This is a genomic window from Paracoccus sp. FO-3 (assembly GCF_006386455.1).
GTDB classification, from domain to species: domain Bacteria; phylum Pseudomonadota; class Alphaproteobacteria; order Rhodobacterales; family Rhodobacteraceae; genus Paracoccus; species Paracoccus versutus.
Window position 1 is genome coordinate 1 of record NZ_VCBQ01000038.1, and the last position, 17,594, is coordinate 17,594.

Annotated in this window: 18 protein-coding genes and 1 pseudogene; 7 read left to right on the forward strand and 12 right to left on the reverse strand. The window is 67.9% G+C overall.

Annotation, left to right across the window (positions count from 1 at the left end; all coding sequences use genetic code 11):
- The 3 genes and pseudogenes from FE811_RS12300 to tolQ all read right to left on the reverse strand — a co-directional run.
- Window positions 1-603: pseudogene (locus FE811_RS12300) on the reverse strand (protein TolA); the annotation flags it as partial.
- Between the two features lie 3 nt (window positions 604-606).
- Entirely contained in the window at window positions 607-1,071 is a 465-nt protein-coding gene (locus tag FE811_RS12305) for an ExbD/TolR family protein (protein ID WP_036752272.1), read from the reverse strand.
- Window position 1,072: 1 nt separating this feature from the next.
- Window positions 1,073-1,768 (reverse strand): protein TolQ, encoded by a 696-nt coding sequence (gene tolQ, locus FE811_RS12310; RefSeq protein ID WP_036752275.1) that lies wholly within the window; start codon window positions 1,766-1,768, stop codon window positions 1,073-1,075.
- Window positions 1,769-2,252: 484 nt separating this feature from the next.
- Here tolQ and FE811_RS12315 point away from each other — a divergent pair, with 484 nt between their 5' ends.
- Entirely contained in the window at window positions 2,253-2,690 is a 438-nt protein-coding gene (locus FE811_RS12315; RefSeq protein WP_116222108.1) for a YbgC/FadM family acyl-CoA thioesterase, read from the forward strand.
- Between the two features lie 150 nt (window positions 2,691-2,840).
- Complete coding sequence (gene glmS / locus FE811_RS12320; protein ID WP_116222107.1) at window positions 2,841-3,326, forward strand: methylaspartate mutase subunit S; 486 nt, start codon at window positions 2,841-2,843, stop codon at window positions 3,324-3,326.
- A gap of 24 nt (window positions 3,327-3,350) precedes the next feature.
- Here glmS and FE811_RS12325 read toward each other — a convergent pair whose 3' ends face one another.
- The 4 genes from FE811_RS12325 to uvrA form a co-directional block, all read right to left on the reverse strand.
- Window positions 3,351-3,824: a LysR substrate-binding domain-containing protein gene (locus FE811_RS12325; protein ID WP_140847806.1), complete on the reverse strand. Its 474-nt coding sequence runs from the start codon at window positions 3,822-3,824 to the stop codon at window positions 3,351-3,353.
- A gap of 178 nt (window positions 3,825-4,002) precedes the next feature.
- Entirely contained in the window at window positions 4,003-4,587 is a 585-nt protein-coding gene (locus FE811_RS12330; RefSeq protein ID WP_116222105.1) for a hypothetical protein, read from the reverse strand.
- 86 nt (window positions 4,588-4,673) lie between these two features.
- On the reverse strand, window positions 4,674-5,834 hold the full coding sequence (locus FE811_RS12335) for a Hint domain-containing protein (protein WP_244295187.1): 1,161 nt from the start codon (window positions 5,832-5,834) through the stop codon (window positions 4,674-4,676).
- Between the two features lie 387 nt (window positions 5,835-6,221).
- Window positions 6,222-9,080, reverse strand: coding sequence for an excinuclease ABC subunit UvrA (gene uvrA / locus FE811_RS12340; RefSeq protein WP_116222104.1), 2,859 nt, complete (start codon window positions 9,078-9,080; stop codon window positions 6,222-6,224).
- Window positions 9,081-9,239: 159 nt separating this feature from the next.
- On the opposite strand from uvrA, the gene FE811_RS12345 reads away from it, so the two are divergent.
- Complete coding sequence (locus FE811_RS12345; protein WP_036752283.1) at window positions 9,240-9,593, forward strand: GFA family protein; 354 nt, start codon at window positions 9,240-9,242, stop codon at window positions 9,591-9,593.
- On the opposite strand, the gene moaA is transcribed toward FE811_RS12345, so the two are convergent.
- Window positions 9,590-10,636 carry a GTP 3',8-cyclase MoaA gene (moaA, locus tag FE811_RS12350; protein WP_072461633.1) on the reverse strand — a complete coding sequence of 349 codons (1,047 nt, stop codon included), beginning with the start codon at window positions 10,634-10,636 and terminating at the stop codon, window positions 9,590-9,592. The two genes, FE811_RS12345 and moaA, sit on opposite strands and share 4 nt — an antisense overlap.
- Before the next feature lie 124 nt (window positions 10,637-10,760).
- Between moaA and FE811_RS12355 the strand changes: the two genes are divergently transcribed.
- Window positions 10,761-11,270, forward strand: a complete 510-nt coding sequence (locus tag FE811_RS12355; RefSeq protein ID WP_116222439.1) for a hypothetical protein — start codon at window positions 10,761-10,763, stop codon at window positions 11,268-11,270.
- On the opposite strand, the gene FE811_RS12360 is transcribed toward FE811_RS12355, so the two are convergent.
- Window positions 11,258-11,977: a DNA alkylation repair protein gene (locus tag FE811_RS12360; RefSeq protein ID WP_116222102.1), complete on the reverse strand. Its 720-nt coding sequence runs from the start codon at window positions 11,975-11,977 to the stop codon at window positions 11,258-11,260. The two genes, FE811_RS12355 and FE811_RS12360, sit on opposite strands and share 13 nt — an antisense overlap.
- 280 nt (window positions 11,978-12,257) lie before the next feature.
- On the opposite strand from FE811_RS12360, the gene FE811_RS12365 reads away from it, so the two are divergent.
- Window positions 12,258-13,730: an NAD-dependent succinate-semialdehyde dehydrogenase gene (locus FE811_RS12365; protein WP_116222101.1), complete on the forward strand. Its 1,473-nt coding sequence runs from the start codon at window positions 12,258-12,260 to the stop codon at window positions 13,728-13,730.
- Between the two features lie 45 nt (window positions 13,731-13,775).
- Here the strand turns inward: FE811_RS12365 and FE811_RS12370 are convergent, their stop codons facing one another.
- Window positions 13,776-14,522, reverse strand: a complete 747-nt coding sequence (locus tag FE811_RS12370; protein ID WP_036752291.1) for a DUF1013 domain-containing protein — start codon at window positions 14,520-14,522, stop codon at window positions 13,776-13,778.
- 161 nt (window positions 14,523-14,683) lie between these two features.
- On the opposite strand from FE811_RS12370, the gene FE811_RS12375 reads away from it, so the two are divergent.
- On the forward strand, window positions 14,684-15,304 hold the full coding sequence (locus FE811_RS12375) for a ribonuclease T2 (RefSeq protein ID WP_116222100.1): 621 nt from the start codon (window positions 14,684-14,686) through the stop codon (window positions 15,302-15,304).
- A 233-nt stretch (window positions 15,305-15,537) separates the two neighbouring features.
- Here the strand turns inward: FE811_RS12375 and FE811_RS12380 are convergent, their stop codons facing one another.
- Both FE811_RS12380 and FE811_RS12385 read right to left on the reverse strand, forming a co-directional pair.
- On the reverse strand, window positions 15,538-16,515 hold the full coding sequence (locus tag FE811_RS12380; protein WP_116222099.1) for an NAD(P)H-quinone oxidoreductase: 978 nt from the start codon (window positions 16,513-16,515) through the stop codon (window positions 15,538-15,540).
- 11 nt (window positions 16,516-16,526) lie between these two features.
- Window positions 16,527-17,213 (reverse strand): COQ9 family protein, encoded by a 687-nt coding sequence (locus FE811_RS12385; protein ID WP_116222098.1) that lies wholly within the window; start codon window positions 17,211-17,213, stop codon window positions 16,527-16,529.
- Between the two features lie 125 nt (window positions 17,214-17,338).
- Between FE811_RS12385 and rpsU the strand changes: the two genes are divergently transcribed.
- Window positions 17,339-17,545, forward strand: coding sequence for a 30S ribosomal protein S21 (gene rpsU, locus FE811_RS12390; protein ID WP_011748553.1), 207 nt, complete (start codon window positions 17,339-17,341; stop codon window positions 17,543-17,545).
- Window positions 17,546-17,594: the final 49 nt, after the last annotated feature.

Sequence of the window (17,594 nt, forward strand, 5' to 3'; positions counted from 1 at the left end):
CTCGGCGGCGGCGCGGCGGGCCTGCACGGCCTCGGCCAGCCCTTCGGGACGGCCGCGAGGGCGCGAGGATTCGACCGGGGCCAGCGCCGAACGCTGCGGGATCGGCGCCGGCGATTGCGGCTGGGCGGGATTGCGCGCCGGATCGGGGCGGTCCGACGCCTGCGGCAGCGCTGCCAGGTCCACGGTGTTCTGCGGCTCGGCGGGGCGCGGCGCATCGGTCGCCACGGCGACAGGCCGGTTCGGGGTCTGGAAATCCGACAGGTCCGGCCGCGCCTCGGGCCGCGAGGGGGGCGTGGACAGCTCTGCCGCCTGCGCATCGGGGGCGGGCGGGCTGACCGCCTCGACCTCGCCCAGCCGGTTCTCGTCGGCGGGCGGACGCGGCTGCGCCGGGGTGGTCGCGGCGGCATCGGATACCGGGCCGCGCCCGGCGGCCGCGGCGGCCAGCGACTGGAACTCGGCCTCGGACATGGTCGCGACCTCGGCCATGCGCACGGCCTCCAGCGGCTGCGGCCGGAACAGCGCGCCGCCGACCAGCGCCGCGCCCAACAGCCCGGCATGGGCGACGCCCGAAACCCAGAAGCCGATGCGTTCCGCCCGGTCCATGGCTCAGCCGTCCGATCCCGCGTCCATGCGCGGCCCGCCCGCCTCGGTCACGAGGACGATATTGTTGAAGCCGGCCGCGTTCAGCGCCCCCATGACCTCCATGATCCGGGCATAGGGGATGGCGCCGTCGGCACGCAGGTAGATCTTGTCGCTCTGCCGCTCGGCGGCGACGGCGCGCAGCCGGGTGACAAGCTCGTTTTCGGGGACTTCGGTGGTCATGACCAGGATCGGCCCCTCGGGCGTGACCGAGACGCTCAGCGGCTCCTCGGGCTCGGCGGGCACGGCCTGGGCGGCGGTCTTGGGCAGTTCCAAGGGCACGCCCACGGTCAGAAGCGGCGCCGCCACCATGAAGATGATCAGCAGCACCAGCATCACGTCCACGAAGGGCGTGACGTTGATTTCCGCCATCGGCTGGCTGCGGGCGCGGCCCTTGCCGTTGCGGCCCCGCTTGACGATCCCCGCGCCCATCTTATTCGTCGTCCAGCTGGCGCGAGAGAATGGTCGAGAACTCGTCGGCGAAGGTCTCGTATCCCCCGGTGATGCGGTCGGCATCCGAGCTGAGCTTGTTGTAGAAGATCACCGCCGGAATCGCCGCAAGCAGGCCAAGCGCGGTCGCCACCAGCGCCTCGGCAATGCCCGGCGCCACCACCGCAAGCGAGGTGTTCTGCGAGATCGCGATCTCCTCGAACGCGGTCTTGATGCCCCAGACCGTGCCGAACAGGCCGATGAAGGGCGCGGTCGAGCCCACCGTGGCCAGGAAGGGCAGGCCGCGGGTCAGGCGGTCGTTCTCGCGGTTGATGGTGACGTTCATGGCGCGATCGATGCGCGCGGTGACGCCGGCGATCAGGTTGCCGTCGTCGCGATGGCTGCGGCGCCATTCGGCCATGCCTGCGGAAAAGATGCGCTCGGCCGGGCCCGAGGGCGTCTCGCCGATGCGGTCGTAGAGGTCGTCCAGCGGCTGGCCCGACCAGAAGGCGCGGTCGAAGCGGTCCGCCTCGCGCCGGGCGGCGTTGAAGGCGACGAACTTCTGGATGATGATCGCCCAGGCCCAGAACGAGGCCAGGATCAGGATCACCATGACGATCTGCACCGTCAGCGAGGCGCGCGCGAACAGCGCGATAAGCGAGAAATCGACCGGCTGCCCGGCTCCGGCGAGTTGTTCCATGAAATTCGGCCTGTCCTTTGGGCCGCTGGGATGCGGCTTCTGCTGGGCCGGAGTTAGCAGAACCGCCCAGCGGAGCAACCCCGCGGCGCGTCAATTCTGCGTCAATTGCCCGCGAGATCGGGCCTGCCGCCGCACCCCCGCCTGGCGGAGGGGCAAGGGCGGCGATTCGGCCGCGGCGCATCGGAATGCAGGGCAAGGACCGGCGCGCCGCCATTGCAGGAAGGGGTTGCGGCCCCGAATATCGGCCGCAGGCCAAGGGCGATAACCGGCCTGCATGGGTGAATCTCCCGCCAAGGCCCGGCCGATGACCGGAAACGCGATCCCCTTCATGCGCTCTTGATCGACCGTTCATGGCGGGTGCAAAAGCCGGGCGCGACCCCCATGCGAAAGGGGCGAGGGCTTGATAGGGTTGCGAAGCAATGGAACAGTTCCGGCCGGGGCGTCACGGCCGCGACCAAGGCCGGCAGAAGCGAGGAAGCTTGGGATGCAGCTGAACCAACCCCTTCAAGATGGCCCTGCATTCACGCAGGCTTATCGCGTTTACTATGCGGATACGGATGCCGGCGGCATCGTCTATCATTCCAGATACCTTGAATTTGCCGAGCGAAGCCGCTCCGAATTGCTGAGGCATGTCGGATACCCGCTCGTCAGCCCGGACGGAGAGCAGTTCGTGGCGCGAAATGCCGATATTGCCTGGCAAAGGCCGGCCTGTCTCGACGACCTGATCGTTTGCGCGACGTCGGTGATTTCCATCAGGGGCGCTGGCGTGCGCATCCGGCATGTCTTTCGCAGGGAAAGCCAGGTGCTGGCGCGGATCGAGATAGAATTGGTGCATATCAACAAGTCCATGAAACCGGCGAGAATACCGCCCGCGCTGATCGCGGCCTTCTTGCCCTATCTGGAACCCGGCGACCCGGCCTGACGCCCCCGGTCAAGGTCCGGCCGGCGGCCACCCCCTGCCGGAAACAGATAAGGGGTATTTATCTATTAATCACATCACTTCACAAAACTTGACCGGAGGGGAGCGATTCCCCTGCCCCTTTTCGCAGGTTCATTGCAAAGGAGAGGAACCATGCTGGAGGCGGTCTCGGAATACCGGGTCATCCTGGGGGTGATCGGCGCCGATTGCCACGCGGTCGGCAACAAGATCATCGCGGCGGTGCTGGGCCGAAACGGCATCGCGGTGGTGAACCTGGGCGTCATGGTCAGCCAGGACGAGTTCATCCAGGCCGCCATCGAGGAAAGGGCCGACGCCATCCTGGTCTCGTCGATCTATGGCCATGGCGAGATCGACTGCCAGGGCCCGCGCGCCCGCTGCGCGGAGCGCGGACTGGGCGAGATCCTGCTTTACGTCGGCGGCAACCTGGTGATCGGCAAGCGCGCCTTCGCCGAGGTCGAGCAGCGCTTCCTCGAGATGGGCTATGACCGGGTGTTTCCGCCGACCGTGCGGCTCGAGGACGTGGTGGACCTGCTCAAGACCGACATCCGCAGCCGCCACCCGCTGGCCTATGGCCACAACTCGGCCGCCTTCGGCATCACCAAACGCCTGTCCGCCTGACCAAGCCCATGACCGAAACTCGGGCTAGGCGCAGCCGGCATCGCTTTTGGCCGCCAACTCCTCCCTTATCGCCGCTGCGACGCAGTCGCGCACCCGCCTGACCCGCTGGAGAGCGCCGGACTGGCCATGGGTCAGCAGCCAGAGTTCGGACTCCGGGCGGAACACGCCCGGCAATGCCGGCACCAAACCGGCGCGGCGGGCGGCGAAGTCGGACAGCACCGCCCAGCCGGCGCCCTTGCGCACCGCCTCGAACTGGGCGGCAAAGGAGGCCAGCCGCAAGCACGGGCGAAGCCCCGAACAACGGCTCTCCAACCAGTTTGCCATGGCCAGATAGGCCAGATCCTCGGTCCAGCCGATGACCGGGTGCCGGTGCAGATCCTCGGGCCTCTCGGGGGCGCCGTGCCGCCGCACATGGTCCGGCGCGGCATAAAGCCCGAAGCGGATCGCACCCAGCCTTCTCAGGCGATAGTTGCCCTGGCCCTCGATCGCGCATTGCACGGCGGATCGGGCGGAATACGAGGCGGCGGCCGGGCGGCTGTTCGCGGCCCTGCAGGAGGGGCGTCTCCGGGCCGCGGAACCCCGGACCTATCGGCTGGCGCAAGCGCCCTGGCCCAGGCCGAGGTCGAGGCCCGCAGGACCACAGGATCCGTCGTCCTGATCCCGTGACGCAGGGCCGTCACCGCGGCAGACGCGCCGCCAGCCGCAGCGCATGCGAGGGATCGGTCGCCGCGGGCGGCATTACCGGGTCATAGGCGGCCCGGATCAGCGCCGCCAGCTCCGGCGAGGGCGTGACGTCGCGGGCAAAGCTCAGCATGGCCCGCACGGCGACGGTTTCGGCAAGCTGGCCCGGATGGGCCCCGGCCAGCCGTCCGCCCATGTTCACGAAACCGATGCAGGCGCGGATGGCGCCGTCGGCGTCAAAGCGGAACAGCCGATACTGGTCGGCATCGCTGCCCTGCAACCGCGCCGCCAGACCGGGCTGGCCGGTCAGCCGGTCGAGATCCGGCAGATCCCGCAATTCCTGCCAGCCGCGCAGGAAAAAGGTCATCATGTTCGCCCCCATCTCGGGGTCGGTCTCGGCGATGGGATGGCGGGCATGGGCCAGGACGGCGCGGGTGGCGTCGCGAAACACCGCCAGGCTTTCGTCGGCCAGGCCGAAGATGACCGGCGCCACCGGCCGGCCCCAGCGCGCGCAAAGATAGCGCCCGTCGCGGGTGAACAGGGCGGCTATGGTTTCGGGTGTCAGGGCATTCTGCGTCATGGCGCGACCTTAGCCCGCGCCAGGGGCGGAAGAAAGCGCCCCCGGCGCAAGGCGGGCGGGGCGGCCTGCATCGCGGTTTCGCGGCGTCAATGCAGCCCGGCAGCCTCGGCGACCAACGGGCGGCCGTTGCGCAGATGGCGCAGCGCCAGCCTGCGGCCCTGCCGGCCCGAGACGATCTCGCGCGCGGCGACCGGCGGGGCGACCGGCTCGCGCAGGGCGGGGAAAAGCGCAAACAGCTCTTCGCGGGCGCTGCGGCCGATGGCTTTCAGCGCCTGCGCGCCGGGGTAAAGCGATTCCGCCTCGGCCCCGTTGGCAAAGACGACCTCGTGCCGGTCGAAGGCGAAGTGGAAATATTCCACCGCCTCCAGATCCTGGGCGATGTCCACCCCGTCCAGCATCAGCAGCTGCTTGGCCGCGACCAGCACCTCGGCACAGCCGAACAGCCGCATCGCCACCCTGGAGCGCACCAGGATGCGATGCTGCGGCGAGACCAGCAGGTCAGCCGAGGGCACGCCCTGCCCCAGCGCCCCGGCGCGGATGCGGATCGGGCGCAGCTTGGGCGTGGCCGCCAGTTCCCGGCCCAGCCGGCGCGAGGCGATCCAGCGCAGCGGTTTCAGCCCGTTGTCCAGCGTCCGCACCAGGTCGCCGATGCGCAGGCTTTCCACCGGCCGCAGCCCCCCGGCGCATTCGATCAGCGTGCCGCGGGTGAAACAGACGATCTCGGCCTCGAAGATCTCGGCGCTGAAGCCGATGGTGGCGACGCCCGTGTCGCCCGACAAGCGGGTCACGCCCAAGATCTCGATCTTGGAGATGCGGGCATGGGCGCTCCAGGCAGCCGCCGTGTCCGTCGAGGGACGGACGAACAGATCGCCATTGCTCATCTGCATGAGGATGCCGTTCAGTTCCACCACGCTGGCACCGCCATCCTCATCATGCACGGTAACAGCAAAGCGAGCGCTGAGAAAGGTGTTGAGGGTGACGTCGCTTTGCGGGCTGCCATCCGGGTCGGTATAGGAAAACCGACTGGCAGGTTGCAGAAAACCCGACTGATAGCTGGTTCTGAAGCTTCTGTTGCTGCCTGAGCCGAAATAATCGCCGGTCAAGGCGAGGGGCGCGATTTCCTCGCGGCCCTCGGCCTCCCAGCCGATGATCGCATTGGCCTGGTCCTGGTTGATGTTGCTGGAGGGGGTGGGATCGAGCAGGGACCGGTTGCCGATCCACATGAGATTAACAGTTGTAACAGGCAATTCGCGCTCCTTTTGCGTTCGTTACCGGGTTCATCCGGTGCGCTGCGCCGGATGAAAACACTGGAGAAATCCTGCATCCGCCCCGCTTGATCGAAATCAAGCCTAAAGACAGATGCAGGCAAAATGGAGATAACGCGAAAATCGAACGCCTGACCAGATCGAAAAAGCGGCAGCAGCCAGGGGAACGCATTTTGCCCGGCCGGGCCGGCCGGCGATCATCGCCGCAAGGCGGCGTGCCGGCCGGCGGCAGGGGGGGGCAGGATCGCGCCATATTCGGTCAAGCCACACCGGGTCACGGCGAGGTCGCATAGCCCTTGGCCGCGGCCCGCGCCGCCAGCCGGTGTCGAGCCCGCAGATACGATGTAGCCCCTTGGCCTGCGGCCGCGCCTATTCCGCGGCGCGGCTGCGCGCCGCAGCCAGCATGGGCGCCAGGTAGCGGCCGGTATGGCTGGCCTCGACCTCGGCCACGGCCTCGGGCGTGCCGGTGGCGACGATGCGGCCGCCGCCGTCGCCGCCCTCGGGGCCGATGTCGATGATCCAGTCGGCGGTCTTGATGACGTCAAGGTTATGTTCGATCACCACCACCGTATTGCCCTGCTCGACCAGGGAATGCAGCACTTCCAGCAGCTTGCGCACATCCTCGAAATGCAGCCCCGTGGTCGGCTCGTCCAGGATATACAGTGTCTTGCCGGTGGCGCGGCGCGACAGTTCCTTGGACAGCTTGACCCGCTGCGCCTCGCCGCCCGACAGCGTCGTGGCCTGCTGGCCGACCTTGATGTAGCCCAGGCCCACCTCGACCAGCGCGTCCATCTTTTCGCGGATCGAGGGCACGGCCTTGAAGAATTCCTGCGCATCCTCGACCGTCATGTCCAGCACGTCGGCGATGGACTTGCCCTTGAAGGTCACTTCCAGCGTCTCGCGGTTGTAGCGCTTGCCCTTGCAGGTCTCGCAGGTGACATAGACGTCGGGCAGGAAATGCATCTCGATCTTGATGACGCCGTCGCCCTGGCAGGCCTCGCAGCGGCCGCCCTTGACGTTGAAGCTGAAGCGGCCGGGCTTGTAGCCGCGCGCCTTGGCCTCGGGCAGGCCGGCGAACCAGTCGCGGATCGGGGTGAAGGCGCCGGTATAGGTCGCCGGGTTCGACCGCGGCGTGCGCCCGATGGGGCGCTGGTCGATGTCGATCACCTTGTCCAGATGCTCGAGCCCCTTGATGGTCTCGCAGGGGGCCGGGGTCTGGCGCGCGCCGTTCAACCGCAGGCTGGCGGTCTTGAACAGGGTCTCGATGGTCAGGGTGGACTTGCCGCCGCCCGAGACGCCGGTGACGCAGACGAACTTGCCCAGGGGGAACTCGGCGGTGACGTTCTTGAGGTTGTTGCCGGTGGCGCCGACCACCTTGATCGCCTTGCCATTGCCCTTGCGGCGTTCCGACGGCACGGCGATCTCGCGCCCGCCGGACAGGTATTGCCCGGTCAGGCTGCAGGGATCGGCGGCGATCTCGGCCGGAGTTCCGCGGGCGACCACCTGGCCGCCATGCACCCCCGCGCCCGGCCCCATGTCGAAGACATAGTCGGCATGGCGGATCGCATCCTCGTCATGTTCGACCACCACCACCGAATTGCCCTGGTCGCGCAGCCCCTTGAGCGTCGAGAGCAGCCGATCGTTGTCGCGCTGGTGCAAGCCGATGCTGGGCTCGTCCAGCACGTAAAGCACCCCGGTCAGTCCCGAGCCGATCTGGCTGGCCAGGCGGATGCGCTGGCTTTCGCCGCCCGACAGCGTGCCGGCCGCGCGCGACAGCGTCAGGTAATCCAAGCCCACGTTCACCAGGAAGCCCAGCCTTTCGCGGATCTCCTTGAGGATGGCGGCGGCGATCTCGTTCTTCTGCTTCGTCAGGTGTTTGGGCGCCGCCTCGATCCAGGCCAGCGCCTCGCGGATCGACAGTTCGGTGACATTGCCGATATGGCTGCCGGCGATCCTGACCGCCAGCGCCTCGGGCTTCAGCCGATAGCCGTCGCAGGCGCCGCAGGGGCGGTTGTTCTGGTATTTCTCGAACTCCTCGCGCACCCAGGCGCTGTCGCTTTCGCGCAGCCGCCGCTCCATGTTGGGGATCACGCCCTCGAACTGGCGCGTCACCTCGTAGATGCGGCCGGCATCGTCGAAGCGGAACGGGATCTCGTCCTGCCCCGAGCCGCGCAGGAACATCTGGCGCACCGATTCCGGCAGATCCTTCCAGGGCGTCTTCTTGTCGAAGCCGTAATGCCGGGCCAGCGCGTTGACGGTCTGGGTCAGATAGGCCGATTTCGACTTGGCCCAGGGCGCGATGGCCCCCTGCGCCACCGACAGCGCCGAATCGGGCACGATCAGCCGCTCGTCGAAGAACAGCTCGACCCCCAGCCCGTCGCAGACCGGGCAGGCGCCGAAGGGCGCGTTGAAGGAAAACAGCCGCGGCTCGATCTCGGGGATGGTGAAGCCGCTGACCGGGCAAGCGAAATTCTCGGAGAAGGTGATGCGCTCGGGCTCGCCTTCGGACGGCGCGGTCTCCAGCACGGCGATGCCGTCGGCCAGGTCCAGCGCGGTGCGGAAACTGTCGGCCAGCCGCGTCTCCATGCCTTCGCGCACGACGATGCGGTCCACCACCACGTCGATATTGTGGCGAAACTTCTTGTCCAAGGTCGGCGGCTCGTCCAGCTCGTGGAACTGGCCGTTCACCTTGACGCGCTGGAAGCCCTGCTTGCGCAGTTCCAGGAATTCCTTGCGATATTCGCCCTTGCGGTCGCGGACGATGGGCGCCAGCAGATAGGCGCGCGTGCCCTCGGGCAGTTCCATCACCCGGTCCACCATGTCCTGGACCTGCTGCGCCTCGATCGGCAGGCCGGTCGCCGGGGAATAGGGCGTCCCGGCGCGGGCAAAGAGCAGCCGCAGGTAGTCGTAGATTTCCGTCACCGTGCCGACGGTCGAGCGCGGGTTCTTGCTGGTCGTCTTCTGCTCGATCGAGATCGCCGGCGACAGGCCCGAGATATGGTCCACGTCCGGCTTGCCCATCATGTCCAGGAACTGCCGGGCATAGGCCGACAGGCTTTCGACATAGCGCCGCTGCCCCTCGGCATAGATGGTGTCGAAGGCAAGGCTCGACTTGCCCGAACCCGACAGCCCGGTGATGACCACCAGCTGGTCGCGCGGAATGTCCATGTCCACGTTCTTCAGATTATGCTCGCGCGCGCCGCGAACCTCGATGAACTTCTGTTCCATCGCGCCAGTCCTGATCACGTCCTGATTCCGCCAAGCGCATGAGATAGGCATCCGCAGTGAAATGGCAACCCGAAACGGAACAACTCGGGAACATTTCCGCTTGCGATGCCCGCCGCCCTGCCCCACCATGCACCCGAGTCGCAAAACGGGAGGCAAACCATGACCCGACAGCACTACCAAGGCAGCTGCCAATGTGGCAGCATCGCCTATGAGGTGGATGCCGATCTGGACCAGACCTTCACCTGCAACTGCTCGCGCTGCCAGCGGCTGGGCTTCGTGCTGACCTTCGTGCCCAGGGCGGATTTCCGCCTGACCAGCGACGGGCCGGTGACGGAATACCTGTTCAACCGCAAGCAGATCCATCACCGCTTCTGCCCGACCTGCGGCGTCGAATCCTACGCCTTCGGCACGGGACCGGACGGGGCCGAGATGGTGGCGGTGAACGTGAACTGCCTCGCAGGGGTCAACCCGCGCGCACTGGCCAGCCAGGCGGTGGACGGCGCCAGCTACTAGCCGCCGGTATGGCTCATGAAGCGGCTGACCTGCCCGGCGACATGCCGGCGGGAATAGTCGAAGTCATGGCCCTTGGGCTTGCGGGCGATGGCCTCGCGGATGGCATCGCGCAGCGGGGCATCGTCCTGGCTGGCACGCAGCGGCGCGCGCAGGTCGGCGCGATCCTCCTGCCCCAGGCACATGAACAGCTCGCCCGTGCAGGTGATGCGGACACGATTGCAGCTTTCGCAGAAATTATGCGTCAGCGGCGTGATGAAGCCGATCTTCTGCCCGGTCTCCTCAAGGCGGACATAGCGCGCCGGCCCGCCGGTGCGCTCGGCCAGCGGCGTCAGCGTGAAGCGCTCGCCCAGGCGCGCGCGCAGGTCGGACAGCGCCCAATACTGGTCCAGCCGCTCTTCCTCGCCCATCTCGCCCATGGGCATGACCTCGATGAAGGTCAGGTCGTGGCCCTGGTCCGCGCACCAGTCGACCAGGCGAAACAACTCGTCCTCGTTGAAACCCTTCAGCGCGACGGTGTTGATCTTGACCCGCATGCCGGCCGCCTTCGCCGCCTCGATCCCCTGCAGCACCTGCGGCAATCTGCCCCAGCGGGTGATGCGGGCGAAACGGTCGGGATCGAGCGTATCCAACGAGACATTGACCCGCCGCACGCCGCAATCGGCCAGTTCGTCGGCGAATCGCGCCAGCTGGCTGCCGTTGGTGGTCAGCGTCAATTCGTCCAGCCCGCCATTCGGACCGGCGCCCAAGTGGCGCGACATGGCGCGGAAGAATTCCATGATATTGCGCCGCACCAGCGGCTCGCCGCCGGTGACGCGCAGCTTGCGCACGCCCAGGCCCACGAAGGCGGAACACAGCCGGTCCAGCTCTTCCAGCGTCAGCAGGTCGCGCTTGGGCAGGAACTGCATGTGCTCGGCCATGCAATAGGTGCAGCGGAAATCGCAACGGTCCGTCACCGACACCCGAAGGTAGGTGATCGGCCTGGCAAAGGGGTCTATCAGCGGGGCCTGGACATCCATGGCGCAAAGATAAGCACGGGCCGGCATCGGCACAAGCCGGCCGATCCGTTGATGGTCTCGTAACCATGAATGGAAGCTCGGCTGGACAGCAGGGGCCGGCCGGGTCTAGCCTCGCCCCGACCTGAAAAGGATGAAGGACAAGCGCATGCCGATGACCAAGCCGATCCTGCGCCTGCTGGGCGCGCTGGCGCTGCTGGCACTGGCCGCCTGCACCCCCGCAACGCAGACCACCCCCCGCACGCCCGGCACCACCGCCGGCAGCGACGGCGCGACGGCCGGCACCGGAACCGCGGCGGGCTCGGTGCTGACCGCGGCCGCCCGCCCCTCGCCCGCGGCGCGCACGGCGGCGCAATTCGACACCACCACCCGCGAGCAGAAGGCCGCCGCCGCCGCCCCGCCCGCCACGGGCGAGCGTCGGATCGGCACCACCATCGCCTCGCTGGGCGATCCCTCGCAGCCCGGCTTCTGGATCAAGACCCCGCTGGTGAAATCCGAAACCGACGGCCGCATCGTGAACCCGGCGAACGGCAAATCCGCCAAGGTGCGGCTGATCCCGCTGGACGGCCCGGCCAGCGGCGGCAGCCAGGTCTCGCTGCCGGCATTGCAACTGATCGGCGTCAGCCTGACCGACCTGCCCACGATCGAGGTCTATGGCAGCTGATCGCCGCCCGGCCGGTCCTGCACCGTCCCGCCGCGGTTTTCCGGCAGCCACCGCCCCGCCTCGCGCCGGGCAAAGGGCTTCAGCCGCGCGCCATGCGCGGCCAGCCAGTCGCGCACGCGGCCGGGATCGTGCTTGGACAGTTCGCGCAGCCACCAGCCGATGGCCTTTTGCACGAACCACTCCCGGTCGTCGGCCAGCCGGTCCAGCCAGGCCAGCACACGCTCGCGCCGCTCCAGGTCCTGCGGCTTGGGATTGCGGATATGCGTCCAGGGCAGCGTGCCGACCAGCGCGGCGCGGCGCACCCAGAAGCGGGGATGGTCCAGCCAGGCCTCGACCTCGTCCAGCCGCTCGGGCCGGGCCAGCAGCCGGCGCTCGCCCGCCTTCATGGCGTGATCGGCAATCGCCCAGCCGTCGAATTGCGGCACCCAGCCGGCAATCAGATCCCAGGCCGCGTCGTCGGGCCGGATCCGCGCCTGGGTCAGCAGCTTGGCCGCCGCGATGCGCGCCTCGTGCAGGTCGCTGTCCCAAAGCCGCCGCGCCAGATCGACCCGCCCCGGCACGTCCAGCCCCGCCCGCCAGCCGCGGGCAAGCGCATCGATCACCGGCACCGCCACGCCCAGATATTCGCGCGGCGCCTTGTGATAGGCCGCCATCTCGGCCGCCTTGCCGGGATCGCCCAGCGCCTTCAGCTCATCCAGCTCCCGCATTTCACCGTTTTCCAAGTACCCTGAATCCGGCCCATCACCGGGTTTGCCCAAGGAATAATCCCTGCCGCGGCGAAACAGAAGCGACGAAAAAGGGCGGCGCCAGAGAGAGACGCCGCCCAGTCGAATACGCCAAGAGGGAAAACCTGACGATGGCAAGGCAACGCCGCAGCCCGCCATCCGGTTCATCACGATTGCTCGATCCCGGCACGCGGCAGCTGCGGCTTGCGTTGGCCCGGCAAAAGCGCAAGCCTGCACCCGACCCGAACGGAAGGAGCCCGCCATGACCAGACATGCGACCGACCTGAAGATGTTGCTGAAAGACCCCTCGCTCTTGCAGACCCGCGCCTATGTCGTCGGCGAATGGATCGACGCCGATGACGGCAAGACCTTTCCGGTGGTGAACCCGGCGCGCGGCGACGTGATCGCCGAGGTGGCGGACCTGTCCCGCGCCGAGGTCGCCCGCGCCATCGCCGCCGCGGCCGAGGCGATGAAGGGCTGGGCCGCCCGCACCGCCAAGGAACGCGCCCAGATCATGCGCAAATGGTTCGACCTGATGATGGAAAACCAAGACGACCTGGGCAAGATCCTGACCGCCGAACAGGGCAAGCCCTTGCCCGAGGCCAAGGGCGAGATCGCCTATGGCGCCAGCTTCATCGAATGGTTCGGCGAAGAGGCCAAGCGCATCTACGGCGAAACCATCCCCGGCCACCAGCCTGACAAGCGCCTGACGGTGATCCGCCAGCCGATCGGCGTGGTCGGCTCGATCACGCCCTGGAACTTTCCCAATGCGATGATCACCCGCAAATGCGGCCCGGCCATCGCCGCCGGCTGCGGCTTCGTCGGCCGCCCCGCCGCCGAAACGCCGCTCTCGGCCCTGGCGCTCGCCGTGCTCGCGGAACGCGCCGGCCTGCCCAAGGGGCTGTTCAGCATCGTGACCTCGTCGCGCTCCTCCGACATCGGCAAGGAATTCTGCGAGAACCCGCTGATCCGCAAGCTGACCTTCACCGGCTCGACCGAGGTCGGCCGCATCCTGCTGCGCCAAGCCGCGGACCAGGTGCTGAAATGCTCGATGGAACTCGGCGGCAACGCGCCCTTCATCGTCTTCGACGACGCCGACCTGGATGCGGCGGTGGAAGGCGCCATGGCCTCGAAATTCCGCAACAACGGCCAGACCTGCGTCTGCGCCAATCGCATCTATGTGCAGGCCGGGGTCTATGACGAATTCGCCAGGCGGCTGGCGGTGGCGGTCGACAAGCTGCGCGTCGGCGACGGGCTAGAGGAAGGCGTCACCACCGGCCCGCTGATCAACCGGGATGCGGTCGAAAAGGTCCAGGAGCATATCCAGGACGCGGTCGAGGGTGGCGCCATCGTCGTCACCGGCGGCAAGCCGCGCGAGGGGCTGTTCTTCGACCCGACCGTCGTCACCGGCATCACCGACAGGATGAAGGTGGCAAGCGAGGAAACCTTCGGCCCGCTGGCGCCGCTGTTCCGCTTCGAGACCGAGCAAGAGGCGATCGAGCGCGCCAATGCCACCATCTTCGGCCTCGCCGCCTATTTCTATGCCCGCGACATCGGCCGCATCACCCGCGTGCAGGAGGCGCTGGAATACGGCATCGTCGGAGTGAACACCGGCATCATCTCGACCGAGGTGGCGCCCTTCGGCGGCGTCAAGCAATCCGGCCTCGGCCGCGAGGGCTCGCGCCACGGCATCGAGGATTACCTGGAGATGAAATACATCTGCCTGTCGATCTGACCGGCCAGAAAAAACCCCGGAGCCGAGCTCCGGGGTTTGCGGGATTCAGTGATCCTCGTCCTCGTCGTCATCCGCATCGGGCAGGTTGAAGAAGCTGTCCGCATCCAGGTTGTCGTCCCGCTCGGGCTTGTCGTCATCCTTGCTGAGGCTGAAATTCTCCAGCCCGGCGATCGAGCTGGGCAGGCGCGGCTCGTCCGACATGGCAAGCGAGGTCTCGGTCGAAAGCAGCTTGCGACGCTCGTCGTCGGTCATGGCGCCGCCCTCGGCCGCCTTGCGCTTGGCGGCCTTCTGCACGGCGGCGTCCAGCTCGGACTGCCGGCACAGCCCCAGCGCCACCGGGTCGATGGGCTGGATGTTCTGGATGTTCCAATGCGTCCGGTCGCGGATCGAGGCGATGGTCGGCTTGGTGGTGCCCACCAGCTTCGAGATCTGCGAATCACCCAGCTCGGGATGGAACTTGACCAGCCACAGGATCGCGGCGGGCCGGTCCTGGCGCTTGGAAAGCGGCGTATAGCGCGGGCCGCGGCGCTTCTCCTCGCCCTCGGCGGCGGGGTTGTGCTTGAGCTTCAGCCGGTGCAGCGGGTTCTTCTGGCCCTTCTCGATCTCGGAGGCGTCGAGCTGGTTCGAGGCGACCGGGTCGAAGCCCTTGACGCCGACCGCCACGTCGCCGTCGGCGATGCCCTGGACCTCAAGCTCGTGCATGCCGCAGAAATCGGCGATCTGCTTGAAGCTCAGCGTCGTGTTGTCGACCAGCCAGACGGCGGTGGCCTTGGCCATCAGCGGCTTGTTCATGACCTTCTCCTTAACAATATCTTTTCCGGCCGGGGAAAACGGCTTTCGGCGGGGTGCCATTCCATTTTCGGGGGATTGACAGGCTATATAGGGCCGGAAGGGGCCAAAATAAAGCCTGAAATTCGTGGCGCGCGGCAAGGACCGGCGCTAGGTTCCCCACCATGAAACCGGCCATCCTGATCGCCTTCCTCCTGCTCGCCCCCGCGGCCCTGGCCCAGGACATCGCGGGACGGTTCGACTATTACGTCCTGTCGCTCAGCTGGTCGCCCAGCTGGTGCCGCGCCGAGCGCGATGCCGAGCAATGCGCGAGCGGACGGAAGCTTGGCTTCGTCGTCCATGGCCTGTGGCCGCAATACGAACGCGGCTGGCCAGAATATTGCCGGACCGAGGCCCGCGACCCCCCGCGCCGCGAAACCCGCGCCATGGCGGATGTGATGGGAACGGGCGGCCTGGCCTGGCATCAATGGAAGAAGCACGGGCGCTGCTCGGGCCTGCCGGCGCGGGACTACTTCGCCCTGACCCGCGAGGCCGCCGCCCGGATCGCCCTGCCCGAAACCCTGCGCCGGCTCGACCGCGACGTCACCCTGCCCGCCCAGGTGATCGAAGACGCCTTCATCGAGGCCAATCCCGGCCTGGCGCGCGACGGCATCACCGTGACCTGCCGCGCCCGCGCCCTGCAAGAGATCCGCATCTGCCTGACCCGCGACCTGCAGCCCCGCGCCTGCGCCGAGGATGCCAGGCGGGATTGCCAGGGCAGCTTCCTGATGCCGGCGCCGCGCTGACGGAACGGCTACGATGCCTCCGGCGGGGATATTTAGACACGAAAGAAAAGCACACACCCCGCCCGCCGGAGCTGAAGGTCGGGGTGTGGCTTCTTCCGTGACGGCCATCGGCGTCCCCGCCTGTTCCGTGATTCCAAACTGGCAGAAAATCCTTGCGATTCGGTTAACGGCTTCTTTCGTGCTTCAAATATCCCCGCCGGAGGCACCGGGCCGTGCCAAAACCGCCGGAGCGGTCAATCCTCGACCGAAACCCGCAACAGGATCTTGCCGATATGGCCGCTGCCCTCCATGCGGCGATGCGCCTCGGCCGCCTCGGCGAGCGGGAAGGTGCTGTCGATCAGCGGGCGCACCGCCCCGGCCTCGACCAGCGGCCAGAGCCGTTCCTGCAACGCGCCTGCGATGCGGGCCTTGGCCAGGTCGGATTGCGGGCGCAGGGTCGAACCCGTCACGGACAGCCGCCGGGCCATGATCTGGGCGAAATTGATCTCGGCCTTGGGACCGGCAAGGAAGGCGATCATGGCCAGCCGGCCGTCATCCGCAAGGCACCGGACGTTGCGGGCGATATAGTCGCCCCCGACCATGTCGAGGATCAGATCGGCGCCGCCGGCCTTGCGCAGCACGGCGACGAAATCCTGCTCGCGATAGTTGATCGCGGTGGCGCCCAGCCTCTCGCAGGCCGCGCATTTCTCGGCCGAGCCCGCCGTCGCCCAGACCCGCGCGCCCAGCGCCCTGGCGATCTGGATCGCCATGGTGCCGATGCCCGAGGAGCCGCCATGGACCAGAAAGCGCTCGCCCGGCTGCAGGGCCCCGCGCATGACCACGTTGGACCAGACGGTGAAGGCGGTTTCCGGCAATGCGGCGGCCAGGCGCAGCGACAGGCCCTGCGGAATCGGCAGGGCGTGGTCTGCCGGGCAGGTCGCGTATTGCGCATAGCCGCCGCCCGGCAGCAGGGCGCAGACCCGGTCGCCCGGCCTCCAGCGCGTGACGCCTGGGCCGACGGCCGCCACCTCGCCGGCGCATTCCAGGCCCGGCAGGTCCGAGGCCCCCGGCGGCGGCGCATAGGAGCCGGCGCGTTGCAGCACGTCGGGACGGTTCACCCCCGCCCAGGCGACGCGGATCAGGATCTGGCCATGCCCGGCCACCGGAACCGGCCGCGTCACCGGCCGCAGCACCTCGGCCCCGCCGGGGGATGAAATCTCGATCGCCTGCATCACATCGGGAATCACCCGTCGCCTCCTTCCGTCCGGGCGCGCGGATTTGCGCGCAACGCTCCGGGCAGATTGCGATTTTCCGGCCGCCTGATCCAGCCCGTCGCAAGCCCGGCCAGGGTCGAGACGCCGGGCAGCCCGCCGACCCGTTCCTTGAGGCTTTCGAAGCGCATCACGCCCTCGATGCGGCGGTCCAGGAAGCGGCGCGTCTCCTCGGCCTCGGGCGAATCGTCGCCCAGCCAGTAAAGCACCGTCGCGCCATAGACCGCCGACAGCGTCGCGCGCTTGGAATACCAGTTCACGTCCTCGGAGCGGTCGCCAAGCCCGTCCCAGATCGCATCGGCCGTCTCCCAGACCAGCCGCGCGCCGAGCGCCGCGTGCTGCGGCAGGGCCAGGATCGCCGCCCCCGCCCGCGCAAGCTCGCGGTTGCTCAGCGACAGCCGCTGCATCACCGCCGCCGAGACGCGGTCGCGAAACCGTCCCTCGGGCGGATGCGCGGCCATCCAGTCGCGCAGCGCCTGGTCGCCCCGGCGGTGATAGGCGGCGGCAAGATCCGCGCCGCCGCGCGGCAGATGCACCCGCGCCAGCGCCGGGTTCATGCCGATGTCGCGCGCGCCCTCGGCGATGGCCTTTTCCCCCATGCCCTCGAAGACGACATGGGACAGGGCGGCCTCGATCAGCCGCTCGCGGTCATCCGTCATGGCACTCTCCTTTTTTCTTCCTGCAGCGCGGGTCCAGAAAATCTGGACAAAGCCGATTCGGCTTGCTAGAAGGCCGCGTCCTGCAAATCAGCTCAACTTTAACCTAGGAAGGTGGTGACAACCACATGCAGGTAAGTGTTCGCGACAACAACGTCGAACAGGCGCTTCGTGCTCTGAAGAAAAAACTTCAGCGCGAGGGGGTGTTCCGTGAAATGAAGCTCAAGCAGCATTTCGAGAAACCCTCGGTCAAGAAGGCCCGTGAAAAGGCCGAGGCCGTCCGCCGCGCCCGCAAGCTGGCGCGCAAGAAAGCGCAACGCGAAGGCGCGCTGTAAGACGAGCGACACGTTCGTTTCAGGAAAACCCCCGTGCCACGCACGGGGG